Consider the following 14,725-nt stretch of genomic DNA (forward strand, 5'->3'; position numbering starts at 1 on the left):
GAGCAGGGAGCAGCGCATGGCGGAAACAGTAATCGCACCCATGGTGGGCAAGATATTGGCGATCAGTTGCAAGGTGGGCGACAAGGTCGCTGAAGACGATACTCTGCTGACCATGGAAGCCATGAAGATGGAGATCCCCGTGGTCGCGCCTGTCTCTGGCGTGGTGAAGGAAATCACAGTCGCCGTCGGCGAGAGCGTGGATGCCGACGCCCCGCTCGTCATTATTGAATAATCCACAGTCTCCCATGGGCCTCAGTGGCATCGTCGATGGTGTACGGCAAATCCCTTTGATTCAAGGAGCAATCGTATGGAGCTGGAACTTTCTCTTGAATTATTGCGAGTGGTCGAGGAAGCTGCCATTGCAGCGGCGCGCACGATTGGAGTGGGTGACGCACACCACTCTGATCAGATGGCGGTAGAGGCCATGCGCAAGGCCATGGACACAGTTCCCATGCGCGGCACCATCGTGATTGGTGAGGGCGAGCGCGACGAAGCCCCCATGCTCTACATCGGAGAAAAAGTTGGCGCGAAGAACGAGAACGGCGCCGCTTATGCGGCCATCGATATCGCCGTCGACCCGCTGGAGGGAACCAACCTCTGTGCCACCGGTGCCCCTGGCTCCATCGCAGTGCTGGCGGCCAGCGAAGAGGGCGGACTGCTCAATGCCCCGGACTGCTACATGGAGAAGATCGTCGTGGGGCCATCCTCCAAAGGCGTTGTCGATATCGATGCACCGGTGAAGGATAATCTGAAGGCCATTGCCCGGCGGCTGGACCGCGAGATTGAAGACCTGGTGGTGATCGTGCTGGATCGCCCGCGCCACAAAAAATTGATGGATGACATTCGCGCAGCCGGCGCGCGCATCCGGCTGATCGGCGATGGCGACCTCTCGGCGGGTATCACGGCTGCGGTGGTGGGAACCGGCGTTCATGCGGTTATGGGCATTGGCGGCGCTCCCGAAGGAGTCATCACCGCCGCGGCGCTGCGCTGCCTGAACGGCGAGATTCAAGCGCGTCTGGTGCTGGACACTCCCGAACTGGTCGAGCGCGCGCAGGCGATGGGCATCCGTGATCCCAAGCGCATCTACTCCACTGCCGAGCTGGCCCCCGGCCGCAATATCATCTTCGCGGCGACGGGTGTAACCGAGGGTAACCTGCTCAAAGGTGTTCGTTCATTTGGCGACGGTGATCGCACCCACTCTCTGGTCATGACCATGGCCTCGGCCAAGGTGCGCTTCATCGACACGGTTCACTTGGAACGCCGCCGCGACGTTAAGGTACGCTTCCAATAAGATCCGTATCTATATGAAAAACAAAATTAAATTTGGGTATCTTGTTCCCACGCGCGATGCCGTGATGCGCGCGCCGGACGGTCGCGCCGACATCCGCCGCATGATTGATCTGGCGGTGAAATCGGAGCGCATGGGCTATGATTCGCTGTGGCTGGGCGACAGTCTGCTGGCGCGCCCTCGATTTGAAGCGCTCACCACGCTGGCGGCCATCTCCTCGCTAACCACAAAGATCGAGATGGGCACGGCGGTCTACATCACTCCGCTGCGGCATCCGGTTCCCTTGGCGCATACGGTGGGCAATCTTGATCTGCTCACTGGCGGACGATTCATCTTTGGTATCGGCCTCGGTCCGGAGAGCCCTCCCGTGATAGCTGAGTATGTCTCCTCCGGCGTGGACTTCCACAAGCGCGGGCAATTGCAGGACGAAGCGATCCAGATCATGAAGGGCTTGTGGACCGGACGGCCAACATCTTTCGACGGACGTAACTACAAGATTGAAAATGTAATGCTGCATCCACTGCCCGGACGTGCTGGCGGCCCGCCGATTCTGATGGCCGCCGCAGCAGAACCGGCGCTGAAGCGGCTGGCGCGGCTGGCCGATGGCTGGCTGCCGATCGTTCCAACTCCGCAAGAATACGCCAAGGACTGGGCGAAGATTTCGAGCTACTGCGCCGAGTTGGGCCGCGACCCGGCGAAGTTGCAAGTCATCCACTATCTGACCCTGAACGTGAATCCAGATGAATCTGAGTCGGCGCGCGAGATGGAAGAATTCTTGCTCGCCTACTACGGCCCGCTCCATCATCACATCAAGAAGACGCAAGCCATCTGCGCGGGCACGCCGGAGCGTGTGGCGGATTTCATTCGCGAATTCATTCAAGCGGGCGCGCCGCACTTTGTTGTCCGCTTGGCCACGGCTCATCAGGAGCAGCAGATGGAACGCTTCCTCTCCTCCGTCGTTCCGCTGCTTAGGTAAAACTTCAACTCAAAAGGAAGCCTGCCTTGCTGCGAACGCACATAGCTGCCCTCAACTCCCCTAATCAATGGGCACCGCGTAAGCTGCGCTTCTGGACGCTGGTGGCGACTACGTTTTTTCTGGTTTCAGGCGGAACCTATGGCACCGAGGAAATTGTGCAGTCGCCCGGTTATGCCCTGGGGCTCGTGATCCTCCTCATCACACCTTTGATCTGGAGCCTGCCTACAGCGCTGATGGTGGGTGAACTGTCCAGTGCGCTGCCGCATGAGGGTGGATTCTATGCCTGGGTGCGGCGCGCGCTGGGGCCGTTCTGGGGATTTCAGGAAGCTTGGTTGTCGCTCGCCGCCAGCATCTTTGACATGGCGATTTATCCCACGCTGTTCGTCGAATATCTCTCCCGCCTCGTTCCGTGGTTTGGTGAAGGATACCACGGCATCTTCGCCGGTTTGGCCGTCATCGCCGTCTGCACGATTTGGAATTTGGCAGGCATCCACGTTGTGGGTTGGACATCGCACTGGCTCTTCATCCTGCTTTCGGGGCCGTTCATCTTGATCGTCATTCTCGCGCCGCTGCATTGGGGAGAGTTGGCCGGAGTAACCAGTGCTTCCAACCCATCCGAGATCAGCCTGCTGGCGGGCATCCTAATCTGCCTGTGGAACTACATGGGCTGGGACAACGCCTCCACCATTGCGCGCGAGGTGGAGCAACCTCAGCGTGTCTATCCAAAAGCCATGCTGGCCACGGTGGCTCTGGTAACTGTAAGTTACGTCCTGCCGGTGCTCGCACTGTGGACCACGGGTCTACCAGCCGCCAACATGGAGACCGGCGCGTGGGCCGAAGTGGCGGGGTTGCTGGGAGGCGACTGGTTGCGCGGGTTTCTGGTTATCGGCGGAATGCTCAGCGCCTTCGGCATGTTTAATTCACTGGTGATGAGCTACTCGCGGCTCCCCTATGCGATGGCGCTCGATGGCATGGCGCCACGCGTGTTCGCGCGCGTGAATGCCAAAACCCGTATTCCGTGGGTCTCTGTTGTGGTGTTGGCCATCGCGTGGTCGCTGTGCCTGGGCCTGGGATTTGAGCGGCTGATCACACTGGACATTCTTCTCTACGGCGCCAGCCTGGTCCTCGAGTTCGTGGCGCTGGCCGTTCTGCGTGTGCGGGAGCCGAACTTGACGCGTCCATTTCGCGTCCCCGGCGGACTGGTGGGCGCCGTCGCCATCGGAATTCTTCCGACTGCGCTGTTGACGTTCTCCGTGATTCAAAGCGAGCGCGAAGAAGTGCTGGGCATGAATGGGCTGCTCTTTGGTGTTCTGATCATGCTGAGTGGAGTACTGGTCTATAGCATCGCGCGATTCTGCCGGCGTCGTAGCGAACCCGCTCCCGAGCTTGGTGTGGACTAGCGTCACGCAGGAGCGTAAAGTTTACTGCTTGAGAATATGAATCATCGCAAGTACGATTTCTTGAGCCCTTCACGAGAGGGCAATGGACCGTAACAGATGCGGGAGAGGCGAGCAAAATGAACCACGATCAATTCGAGGCAGGCGCGCGCAGGAAGTTTTTGCGCTGCTGCGGAATGGCTGTTACCGGCACGGCGATCGCCACGCTGGCGGGGAAATCCTTGCAGGCCTTGGTACAGCAGCCCTCCGTTGCTGCCGCTCCAGTCTCAGCCGGGCCCGCTGCGGCGGAGTTGATCGAGGACCTGGTCGCCGCCAACCGGATTCTAGCCAGCGAAGGCGTGCTCGATGGTTTTGGGCACGTCAGCGTGCGGCATGACAAGAATCCGCTGCGCTACCTCATTTCACGCTCACTGGCCCCTGCGCTGGTAACGTCCGCTGACATTCTGGAATACGATCTGGATAGCCGCGCCGTGGACGCGCGCGGACAGGCCGAGTACTCCGAAGTTTTCATACACGGCGAGATTTACAAGGCGCGTCCGGATATTAAGGCCATCGTCCACAATCATTCCCCCGCCGTGATTCCCTTCAGCGTAACCGGCATTCCCATCCGCCCCATCTACCACATGAGCGCATTCATCGGCGGAGGCGTGCCGGTCTTCGACATCCGCAAGGAGATGAAGGAGGACACCGACATGCTGATCCGCACGCAGGCCCGAGGCAGCGCTCTGGCGCGCGTGCTGGGCAAGCATCCCGCCACGCTGCTGCGCGGACACGGCTGCGTGGTGGTGGCCGACAACGTCAAGCTGGCCACCTTCAACAGCTACTACCTGCAAACCAACGCCGCGCTGCAACTGGAAGCCATGGGCATCAGCTCCGAAGTAACGTATCTAACTGACGCCGAGTCCGCGCGCGTGATGACCGACCTGTGGGGCAAGGGCCGCTACACCCGCGCCTGGGACATGTGGAAGCAAAAGGCCATGGCGAAGTAGCAGTCTCCCTAATAGCCAAAACCCCGAGCGGCTTGAAAAGTAGGCGGCATGCAACTGGAAACGAATCACTTAATCCTGCGCGATTGTGTCGAGGACGATTGGCTCCGGGTGCGGGAGTACCGCTCTGAGGTGAGCTATCTTCGCTACCACACTGAGGAAACGTCGAGCGAGGAACGCGCCCGCGAGTTTGTCCGGATGGTGACGGACTGGGCCGCCGAGCAGCCCCGCCAGAAGTTTCAACTGGCCACTACGCGCGCATCCGATGGCGTGCTCATAGGGAGTTGCGGCGTGCGCATCGCCTCGCCAGAGGACCGCGAGGCGGAATTCGGATGCGAGCTTGATCCGCGCGAATGGGGAAATGGTTTGGGGGCGGAGGCCAGCCGCGCCATAATCGATTACGGCTTTCGAATGCTAGGGATGCACCGCATCTGGGCGCACACCATCGGCGACAATCTGGCCGCAGTGAAACTCGCTGAGCGCATGGGCATGCGTCAGGAAGGCCGTCTCCGAGAGAGCCGATTTTTCAAGGGTCGCTGGTGGGATCGTGTGATCTATTCCGTTCTGGAGCAGGACTGGCATCCGTAAACAGCCTGTGGGCTCATTGACATTGCGCCGCGAGTCGCGCCAGTATAAATCATGCTTGTTAGTATCCAACTCCGGCCTTGTACTTGTTGTTACGCTATAATGGTGTGCTTGCCGGGTGGGGTATTTTGTAAGAGTAGTTAAGCGGAAATCCTACATTTCATCCGGCCCACCAGGAGAATTGATCATCCGAGGTGGGCTTAGTTTTTGCCCTTTTTGATGGTGACACTATGAGCGAAATGAATATACAAACATCCGCCACGCTGACCGAGCGCTGGGCGCACCTGCCGGCGGCGACGCGCGAAGAGATTGACGTCTTCGAGGCGGAGCTGCGGCGGTTCCAGGCTGGGCAGATGCCGGAGAAGGTGTTCACTGAGTTTCGTCTGCGCAACGGCGTCTATGGGCAGCGCCAGAACGGCGTGCAGATGCTGCGCATTAAGATCCCCATGGGCATGATGACCACACGGCAGTTGGAGGTGCTGGCCGACCTCTCGGAAGAGTACGCCGACGGCATCAGCCACATCACCACGCGCCAGGACATTCAGTATCATTACATGGACATCAACGACGCGCCCAACGCGTTTCGCCGCCTCGCTGAAGTGGGCATCACCACCAAGGAGGCCTGCGGCAACGTGGTGCGCAACGTGACGGCGTGCCCGCAGTCGGGCGTCTGCTCGGATGAGACGTTTGATGTAACCGCCTACGCGCAGGGCATGGCCTACTTCATGCTGCGCCACCCCGACGCGCAGAGCTTTGGGCGCAAGTTCAAGATCGCCTTCTCCGGCTGCGACGACCACGCCTGCGGCCTGGCCATGATGCACGATCTCGGCGCCATCGCCGCCGTGCGCGAAGTGAACGGCAAGAAGGAAAAAGGCTTCAAGGTGTACCTTGGTGGCGGACTCGGCGCCATCCCGCATCAGGCCAAGCTGTACTCCGACTTTGTTCCCGCCGATGAGCTGCTGCCGCTGATGCAGGCCGTGTCGCGCGTCTTTGCGCGGCTGGGCGAGAAGAAGAATCGCGCCAAGGCGCGCATGAAGTTTCTGATCGCCAAACTCGGCATGGACGAGTTCGCTAAGCTGGTGCGCGAGGAGCGCGAGAAGTTGCCGCTTGATCCGCGCTGGAAAGAGTATCAGGCAGAGGCTGAGAAGTTTAATGAGAAACCGTTGCGCCCAGCAGCGCAGTTGGATCTGACCGCTGCCGACGCTGAATTTTCAAAGTGGCACGCGACCAACGTACAGCCGCAGGCCCAGGCGGGTTATTCAATGGTAACGGTGTCGCTGCCGCTGGGCGACATCTCGGCGTGGCAATTGCGCTCGCTCGCCGGCGTCTGCCGCCGGTATGTAGGCGACGCGGTGCGCGCCACGGTGGATCAGAATCTGCTGATCCGCTGGGTGCCGAGCGGTGACTTGATGGCGTTCTACAACGAGTTGAAGAAGCTTGATCTAGCCGATGCCGGCGGCAACTCGCTCGGTCACGTTACGGCTTGCCCCGGCACGGATTCGTGCAAGCTGGGCATCGCCTCCTCGCGCGGCCTCGCCGCAACGCTGCACGAGAAATTCCACAACGGTATGAGTGACTACGCCACAAGGTCCGATCTGAAGATCAAGATCAGCGGCTGCTTCAACGCCTGCGGCCAGCATCACATCGCCGACATTGGATTTTTCGGCTCCAGCCGCCGCGTCGGCTCGCACGTCGCGCCTATCTTCCAGATCGTGCTCGGCGGCTCGACCAAAGGCAACGCACAGTCGTTCGGATTGTCGGTGGGCAAGGCCTCGGCGAAGGATGTTCCTGAAGTGGTGAAGACGCTGACGGACCTCTACACCGCCGAGCGCACAGGCAGCGAGACGTTCGCGGAGTATATGCAGCGCGTGGGCAAGGCGCACATCAAGAAGTCCGTGGATCACTTTGACAAGCTGCCCGACTACTCGGAGAAGCCGGAGTATTATCAGGACAACCGCCAGCCCTGGGACTACTTCATGACCACGGGCGTCGGCGAGTGCGCCGGCGAAGTGGTGACGCAATCCGAGTTCATGCTGGAGGACGCCGACCGCCACCTTTTCGACGCCGGCCTGCAACTGGAAGCCGGGAAGCGCGAAGCAGCCGCCACGACCGCCTTCACCGCGATGAAGTGCGCCGCCGACGGACTGCTTGCCACGCGCGGTCTGCTGCTCTCCGATCAGTACAACACCGTCGGCGAGTTCAAGAAACTGTTTGCCGACGCCGGCGAGTTTCTGCCCATGTGCGCTGATTATTTTTTCCGCGCTGCCGAAGAAGGCGCGAAAAATCTGAACGAAGAGCAGGCGCACCAGCGCGTGGAAGAAGCCACGCTGTTCGTGGAAGAAGCGCACGGACGCTACGCCCGCATGGGCGGCGCGCTCGCGTAGCTTTATCAGGGCCGCAACCGAAAGGGAGCGGTGGCGGGATTTCGGCTACCTACATTGGCCAGCTTCAGCACTACTCATTCACCGAGCCGGAGATCGCATTGACCATCGACCTGCAACGCATCAGCATAAAAATTATCAGCGAGGCCAAGGCGGATGTTTCGCTGAGTCCGTTTCTGGACATCTTCGGTCGCTGGCGCGCCGACAAGGCGCACGCCGCCGAGTGGGTTGATCTGGCCGACTACGCGCACGTGCCGCGCGGCCCCGGAATCGTGCTGGTGGGCCTGAAGGCCAATTTTGCATTCGACCTCGCCGACCCCGCTCCCGGCACGCTTTACGTCACGCGCAAAGGTCTCACCGGCACGCACGAGCAGCGCATCAAGGCCGCGCTGCGCGGGGCGTTCCACTTGTCGAAGCGACTCGCGGCGGAGAAAAATTATCCCGCCGCCCGCCTGCGCACCGATGCGTTGGAGCTGCACTTCCCCGACCGGCTGTTCACAGCCAATACCAAGGCCATAGATGCCGAGTTGCGCCCAGCCATTGACGCGGTACTGAAGGCGACGTTCGGCGCATGTCAACTGACGGCCGTAAGCGATGCGGGCGCAAGCTACGGCTACAACATCAAAGCGGCCAAGGCCGAGCCGCTCGACGCGCTGCTCGCGCGCCTCGGCTGAAGTATTTCCTGAGAATTCAGACTCGCGTATAGTTGCTGCATCTTCCTAAATCAACAAGGAGGCAGGACTATGTTATTCGCCAAATTGATTCCACTAATTATGTTTTGCGCCACGCTATCACCCATCGCCCGAGGGCAAACACTACCGGACTTTGCCAAGGCCCGTGATGAAGCCGTCCAGCGCCTGCAGGAACTCATTCGCATTGACACCAGCAACCCGCCGGGCAACGAGACCAAAGTCGCCGAGTATTTGAAGGCCATCCTCGACAAGGAAGGCATCCCGTCGGAGATCGTCGCGCTCGAACCGGCGCGCGGCAGTCTGATCGCTCGGCTCAAGGGCAATGGAAAGAAGAAGCCGCTCCTTCTGATGGCGCATACCGACGTGGTGGGCGTCGAGCGAGATAAGTGGCGTGTCGATCCCTTTGCGGGCGTGATTCAGGACGGCTATGTCTACGGCCGCGGTGCGACAGATGATAAGGATGATGTGGCTGCTATGCTGCAAGCCGTGCTGTTATTGCATCGCCAAAAAATCCCGCTTGATCGGGACATTATTTTCCTGGGCGCGGCGGGTGAAGAGGGTGGGGCGCCGGTAGGTGTGTTGTATCTGGTCGGGAAACATTTTCCGAAAATCGAAGCGGAGTTCGCGATCAATGAAGGCGGCACAACCGACGTGCGCAACGGGAACGTCCGGTACGTCGCAATTCAAACCGCCGAGAAGCTCCCGCGAGGAATTCGTGTTGTGGCGCGAGGCTTCCCGGGGCATGGATCAAGGCCACGCATGGATAATCCAGTCTACCGGTTGGCGGCGGCGATCACACGCATCGCAGAATATCAGCCGCCCATGAGACTTAATGAAACCACGCGAGTATTCTTCCAGCGGATGGCCGGCATCAGTTCGCCGGAGGAAGCGCGCCAATTCAGGCTCCTGGAAGACCCCGTGGAGGGTCCGAAAGTTCAGGAGACATTCCGGCGCAGCACCAATCTCTCTCACTTGACCTATAATTCCATGTTGCGAGACAGCATCTCCCCGAACATCATCAAGGGAGGATTTCGCTTTAATGTCATTCCGGGCGAGGCCGAAGCCAGGCTCGACGTGCGGTTGCTGCCGGGACAGACTCGGGAAGACCTGATGGCGCAACTCAAGCGTGTGATCGACGATCCCTCGGTGGAGTTGATCCCCGAAGACGATGCTTCCCCCATGGCCCCAAGTTCTCCGTCGCGATTGGACGAAGAACTTTTTCAGGCTTTAGAGCGGGCGCAGAAAATCGTGTTCCCCTCGGCGGTTACGACCCCGACGATGAGCACCTCCGCAACGGACTCCTCGCATCTCCGCTCCAGAGGTATACCCGTCTTCGGGATTAGCCCGCCGGCGACCGACGAAAGTCGGGAAGGGGTTCACGGCAATAACGAGCGAGTGTCAGTTGAGGGTATGGGCCAGTATGTCGAGTTTATCTATCGGGCGGTTGTGGATGTGGCTGCGGCCAAATAATGCTGACTGAGGGAGAGTAAACACTTCTATGAAACGGATGATTTGCCTGGGTTTCTTGAATTTGCTGCTGACGACGACGCTTAACGCACAAACCGCGCCCGATTTCGCCAAGGCGAAGGACGAGGCGGTCAAGCGGTTGCAGGAGATGATTCGCATCGACACCAGCAATCCCCCGGGCAATGAGACGAAGCTCGCGCAATATCTGAAAGCGTTGCTCGACAAGGAGGGCATCGCCTCGGAGATTCTGGAGAAGGAGCCGGGACGGGGCAATTTGCTGGCGCGGATCAATGGCAATGGGAGCAAGAAGCCGCTGCTGCTGATGGGGCACGCCGATGTGGTGGGCGTCGAGCGCGAGAAGTGGACCGTGCCGCCGTTCGATGGAATCATCAAGGACGGCTACGTCTATGGGCGCGGCGCGTATGACGACAAGGGCGGCATCACCAGCATGTTGCAGGTGTTCCTGATGCTGCATCGCCAGAAGATTCCGCTCGACCGCGACATTATTTTTTTGGCCGAGGCGGGCGAAGAGGCCGGCGGCGGCGTGGGCATAGAGTTTCTGATCGAAAGTCACTGGCCGAAGATCGAAGCGGAGTTCGCGCTGAACGAGGGCGCGGAGATTCTGATGAAGGACGGCAAGGTCCGTTATGTGGGCGTGGCCACCAGCGAGAAGTTGGTGCGGCGCATCAAGCTGACCGCGCGCGGGATATCCGGCCACGGCTCGATGCCGCGCGTCGACAATCCTATCGTTCATCTGGCCGCGGCAGTGCAGAAGATCGGAACCTACCAGCCGCCGCTTCGATTCAACGACATTACCAAGACATTCTTCGAGCGGCTGGCAAGAGTAAGTCCGCCGGAAGAAGCTTATATTTACTCACATTTGGATGATCCAGTGGTGGGTTCGATGGCTCAGGAGAAACTTCGCCACACCAATACTTTGTATAACTCGATGCTGCGAACCTCCATCGCGCCGACGATGATCAAAGGCGGGTTCCGCGAGAACGTGATTCCCGCTGACGCGGAAGTGATTGTGGATGTGCGCGCGCTGCCGGACGAAAATATGCCGGCGTTCATTGAGAATCTGCGCCGCATGATTGACGATCCGGCTGTCGAGATCACTCCAATTGGCGATCACACCACAGTTACTCCGCCCTCGCGCATCGACACGGACCTGTTCCGCGCGCTGGAGAAGGCGCAAGCCACCGTATTTCCTGGCGCGGTTACCCTGCCGATGATGCTGACCGGCGGCACCGACTCCGCGCCGCTAAGATTGAAGGGCGTGCAGGCCTACGGCATAGACCCCGTTGTTTCAGAGGAAGAGATCGCGCGAATGCACGGCAACGACGAGCGCGTTCCGATAGAGGGCATCGGAAAGTTTGTGGAGATACTCTATCGCGCGGTGGTAGAAGTAGCGGGAAAGCAATGATGATTGATAAATGGGGGAGTGCTGAGAGAAGGCGAGCACTTTTTTTTCTCATGACTCAATACATCTTCCACTTGCGCGGTAGGTGCCGCCGCCGTTACAGTGCGTGTATGTAGTGGAATCGTGGGAGACTTTTCGCTTGTGGGACTCCTATAATCGGGAGAGGCCGCTGGTTATGCCGTGGTTAAGGCAATCAAAGACAGTTCCTGCCGGAGAGTTCCTCATGACAGTTATGCCCGAGCGTGAGGGAAAAGCTGTTGGACAGCATGGGATGCTTGGCGGCATCCTACTGAGCGTGCTATTGCCCTGTCTACAGGCCAGAGCATCTGTGGTGTTTTCCGCGGCTGACCCCAAAGCCGATACGGTGACTGCTACCTGCTCGATCGAGCCTGCCGCGCTGGAGAAGGGCAGCATGGAATTGCTCCGTGTGAAGATGAGCGCCACGGATTCGCGAAAGCACTTGCTGGCGTTTGTGTGGTCGTCGGACGGTGGAGTGATTCAGGGCAGCGGCGCGGAGATCGCCGTGGACGCGAGTGGTCTGGCCCCGGGCCGCTACATGCTGACGGGGACAGTGCAGGATGCCTACCGCAATCGCGCCGAGTGCGTCGTTGCATTCCGCATGACGGCACCGCCGGAGACGCTTGCCGCAAAATGCAGCAGCGCACAGGAGCAAGTCGAGGCTGGCAAACCGGCGCGATTTCACGTGGAAACATCGGGCACGATAGGCGGGCCACCGCGCGTCCAGTGGTTCACCAACGGCGGTACAATTCTAGGAGGACAACAGGCCGAATTGGATACTACGGGACTGCTTCCCGCCGAATACTCCATTACCGCGCGCGTGGAGGATGGTGCGGGTCGCGCAACGGATTGTACAGTCCATGTGCTCGTGTTAGCGGCACCGCCACCGCTGCTTGAGCCGGAACTGCTGAATTTGGGACAGATTGTCTTTCCGCGGAATGTGGGGTTTCTGGCGGCGCCCGATGGCGTCAAGTTGGAGGCTGTTGCCCTCAAGATACGGTCGGACGGGAAGGGCGTTGTGTCGGTGGAGGCCTACGCCGCACCGGATGAGCGCGATGCCAAGCGGCTTGCCGAGTCTCGCGCTGCGGCGGTGAAACAGTTTCTGTTGGGCAATGGTGTGTCAGAAGAGCGCATCCGCGTGCGCGTGGGGCTAGGCGGGAGATTGGGCGGCGTGCGCAATCGCACGCTTGATTTGGTTTGGGTGCCGGAGGGATTTGATTACTAGTTTGCAAGCCAATGCCTGAGGGCGCTTGGTGTGGCTTGGTAGTGGAGTAGATCACGTCGTAATGGGAAATACAGAAAGATTGAAGCAGTGTCCGCAGTGCAAAAAATTGCGCGGTGTCCGTTCGCGTCGACGAACGGCATTGGATTATCTGTCATCCTGGATTGGATTGTATCCATTCTACTGCGAGGGCTGCCATTCCACATTTCGCGCCCGGTATATGCAGGGCCGCCGATACCCCAGGCAGAGGTGGCGGAGTTGGGTGGTTTGCCCGCGATGCGGAGGCGATAGCCAAATAAACCGGATTGAAAGCAGTTCGGTGACTCCAAGCCGGAGCAACTACTTATGGCGGCAACTGGGGATTCCCGGATATCGCTGCAATGAATGCCGCCGGCGCTTCTTTGATCTTCGCTCATTCAGGCGGCCTGCCAAGGATTCGCCGCAATGAGGGCATCGCCAGATGAATTGCGAGGCGCGATTCGGAGCCTCTGGAAATCGTCTAGGATGCGCCACTTGAGTCGAGCGATAATGGACACTGTTGGTGCTCCACGGTTGGTGCTGCATTGATAGGTGGAATTGGCGGAGGTCAACGTGCTGGAGAATGAGCAGAGCCGGGATTCATCGCCAGGAACAGGTGCTTGCTAGATGGGAAACTCGCCAATTTCAAATGAAGGAACGCGATTGTCGTCATCGATCTCCTCGGCTTTCGCACCACTTTCCCGCTGGTCGTTGTTGGTTCGCGAGATGAGGAAGCAGGAATTCTCCCTGGATCTTTCCACCGCGCTTGAGCAGATATTGCACTTGATCCAAAACGTTTCAGATGGATATGCGGCGGGAGTCTTTCTGTTGGATGAGAACTCGCGCGTGGTGCATGGCGCCGTGACAGAAATGTTTGACCGTAGCTTGTACGCGGGCCGAGGCGGACTGGCGGAGACCATGCGCTCCGCGGCTCCCTACTTGCTGTCGGACCTGCCGGCGAAGACCCGAGTGGTCGTCGCAGGTGAGCCGCCGCTGCCGCAGCCACGGAGCCAAATTGTCATCCCCATTCATCTGACTGCCCAAGGACGCGGAGCCTTGGTGCTGCGCGCCACCGAACCAAAGGCTTTCTCCTCCGCCGATGGAGACGCGCTGGCTCGCTTCGCGCTGGCCGTTTCTCCACGGATTGAGAACGCGGTGCTCCGCCGCAAGATGTTGCAAGTGGGCGATGCCGAGGTCGAGCGTGATTTGGTGATGGCGCAGGAGATCATGGCGCGGCTGATTCCACGCACGCCGCCGTCAATCCCGCGCTTTGACATAGCCAGCGCCTATGTGCCCGCGAAAGTGGTGGGCGGGGACCTGGTGGACTATGTGTCCATGCGCGATGACCATGACCACTACGGATTTCTGGTGGCCGATGTCTCCGGCAACGGCATCCCTTCGGCGTTGCTGATGACCGGCTTCCGCGCGCTGTTTCGCGGGCTGATCAAGAACGACTTCACCATTCGCTCGGTGTTTCGCAAGCTGAATAATCAGCTCTACGACAGCACCGCGCCGCAGGAGTTCGTATCGGCCTTTTACGCGGGGCTGGATGTCAGCACGCACCGGCTTATCTACGTCAACGGCGGACACGTCGCGCCGCTGCTCTATCGTCCGCGCCACCCGGTGCGCATGCTCGATGTGGGCGGGCCGGTGCTGGGCATTCTGCCCACGGCTTCCTACCACGAAGATTCCGTGGTGCTGCATCCGCAGGATATTCTGGTGTGCTTCAGCGACGGGTTGAGCGAAGTCGAGAATGCCGCCGGCGATATGTTTGACTCATACCGCATCCTGCGCGTGGTGGAGGGCCATCGCGGCGACTCCGCTGATTCCATCTGCGGAGCATTGCAGGAGGAAGCGAGCAAGTTCGCGGGCCACCAATTGCGCGATGATCTGTCCATACTGGTGCTAAAATTCCCGTAGGTCAAAATTGTTCGATTCGCTCGCTGAGGGCTTGGCCAGTGATCATGAAACTCCCCATCTCCATGAAGCGCCTGCTGCTGTTCGCAGGCGTGCTGCTGCCGCTGGCGGCGCCGGCGCAGACCATCGAATGGAGCCATCAATTCGGCGCCTTCGAGAGCGATGAGGCTCTTGCGGTCGCAACCGACTCGATCGGCATCTACGCGGCCGGATTCACCGGCGGCATCCTGCCTGATCTTGACAAGGTGGGCCGCAACGACGCCTTCATCCGCAAATTCTCCGCCGCGGGCAATGTACTCTGGACGCGCCAGTTCGGCACCGAATACGACGATGAGGCCAGGGCCATCCTCGCCGT

At 59.8% G+C, this 14,725-nt stretch carries 13 protein-coding genes; all 13 read left to right on the forward strand.

Annotated elements, in window-relative coordinates; translation table 11 throughout:
* Positions 1 to 16: 16 nt before the first annotated feature.
* Positions 17 to 232, forward strand: coding sequence for an acetyl-CoA carboxylase biotin carboxyl carrier protein subunit (locus tag EXQ56_07025; GenBank protein MSO20207.1), 216 nt, complete (start codon positions 17 to 19; stop codon positions 230 to 232).
* 75 nt (positions 233 to 307) lie between these two features.
* Positions 308 to 1,291: a class II fructose-bisphosphatase gene (gene glpX / locus EXQ56_07030; GenBank protein ID MSO20208.1), complete on the forward strand. Its 984-nt coding sequence runs from the start codon at positions 308 to 310 to the stop codon at positions 1,289 to 1,291.
* Between the two features lie 13 nt (positions 1,292 to 1,304).
* Positions 1,305 to 2,264 carry an LLM class flavin-dependent oxidoreductase gene (locus EXQ56_07035; GenBank protein ID MSO20209.1) on the forward strand — a complete coding sequence of 320 codons (960 nt, stop codon included), beginning with the start codon at positions 1,305 to 1,307 and terminating at the stop codon, positions 2,262 to 2,264.
* A gap of 83 nt (positions 2,265 to 2,347) precedes the next feature.
* Positions 2,348 to 3,664, forward strand: a complete 1,317-nt coding sequence (locus tag EXQ56_07040; protein MSO20210.1) for an APC family permease — start codon at positions 2,348 to 2,350, stop codon at positions 3,662 to 3,664.
* Positions 3,665 to 3,837: 173 nt separating this feature from the next.
* Complete coding sequence (locus tag EXQ56_07045; GenBank protein MSO20211.1) at positions 3,838 to 4,650, forward strand: class II aldolase/adducin family protein; 813 nt, start codon at positions 3,838 to 3,840, stop codon at positions 4,648 to 4,650.
* A 48-nt stretch (positions 4,651 to 4,698) separates the two neighbouring features.
* On the forward strand, positions 4,699 to 5,235 hold the full coding sequence (locus tag EXQ56_07050; protein MSO20212.1) for an N-acetyltransferase: 537 nt from the start codon (positions 4,699 to 4,701) through the stop codon (positions 5,233 to 5,235).
* A 227-nt stretch (positions 5,236 to 5,462) separates the two neighbouring features.
* Positions 5,463 to 7,616 carry a nitrite/sulfite reductase gene (locus EXQ56_07055; GenBank protein ID MSO20213.1) on the forward strand — a complete coding sequence of 718 codons (2,154 nt, stop codon included), beginning with the start codon at positions 5,463 to 5,465 and terminating at the stop codon, positions 7,614 to 7,616.
* A gap of 98 nt (positions 7,617 to 7,714) precedes the next feature.
* Entirely contained in the window at positions 7,715 to 8,287 is a 573-nt protein-coding gene (locus EXQ56_07060; protein MSO20214.1) for a hypothetical protein, read from the forward strand.
* A gap of 69 nt (positions 8,288 to 8,356) precedes the next feature.
* The gene (locus EXQ56_07065) at positions 8,357 to 9,775 is read left to right on the forward strand and encodes a M20/M25/M40 family metallo-hydrolase (GenBank protein ID MSO20215.1); all 1,419 of its coding nucleotides are present in this window, start codon (positions 8,357 to 8,359) and stop codon (positions 9,773 to 9,775) included.
* Between the two features lie 28 nt (positions 9,776 to 9,803).
* Positions 9,804 to 11,198 (forward strand): M20/M25/M40 family metallo-hydrolase, encoded by a 1,395-nt coding sequence (locus EXQ56_07070; GenBank protein ID MSO20216.1) that lies wholly within the window; start codon positions 9,804 to 9,806, stop codon positions 11,196 to 11,198.
* Positions 11,199 to 11,370: 172 nt separating this feature from the next.
* Complete coding sequence (locus EXQ56_07075; protein ID MSO20217.1) at positions 11,371 to 12,438, forward strand: hypothetical protein; 1,068 nt, start codon at positions 11,371 to 11,373, stop codon at positions 12,436 to 12,438.
* A 642-nt stretch (positions 12,439 to 13,080) separates the two neighbouring features.
* A complete protein-coding gene (locus EXQ56_07080; protein MSO20218.1) occupies positions 13,081 to 14,373 on the forward strand; it encodes a hypothetical protein in 1,293 nt (430 codons plus the stop codon).
* Positions 14,374 to 14,411: 38 nt separating this feature from the next.
* Positions 14,412 to 14,725, forward strand: a 314-nt coding sequence (locus EXQ56_07085; protein ID MSO20219.1) for a hypothetical protein, incomplete at its 3' end; no start/stop codon positions are given.

The sequence above is a fragment of the Acidobacteriota bacterium genome (assembly GCA_009691245.1).
Lineage (GTDB): Bacteria > Acidobacteriota > Terriglobia > 2-12-FULL-54-10 > 2-12-FULL-54-10 > SHUM01.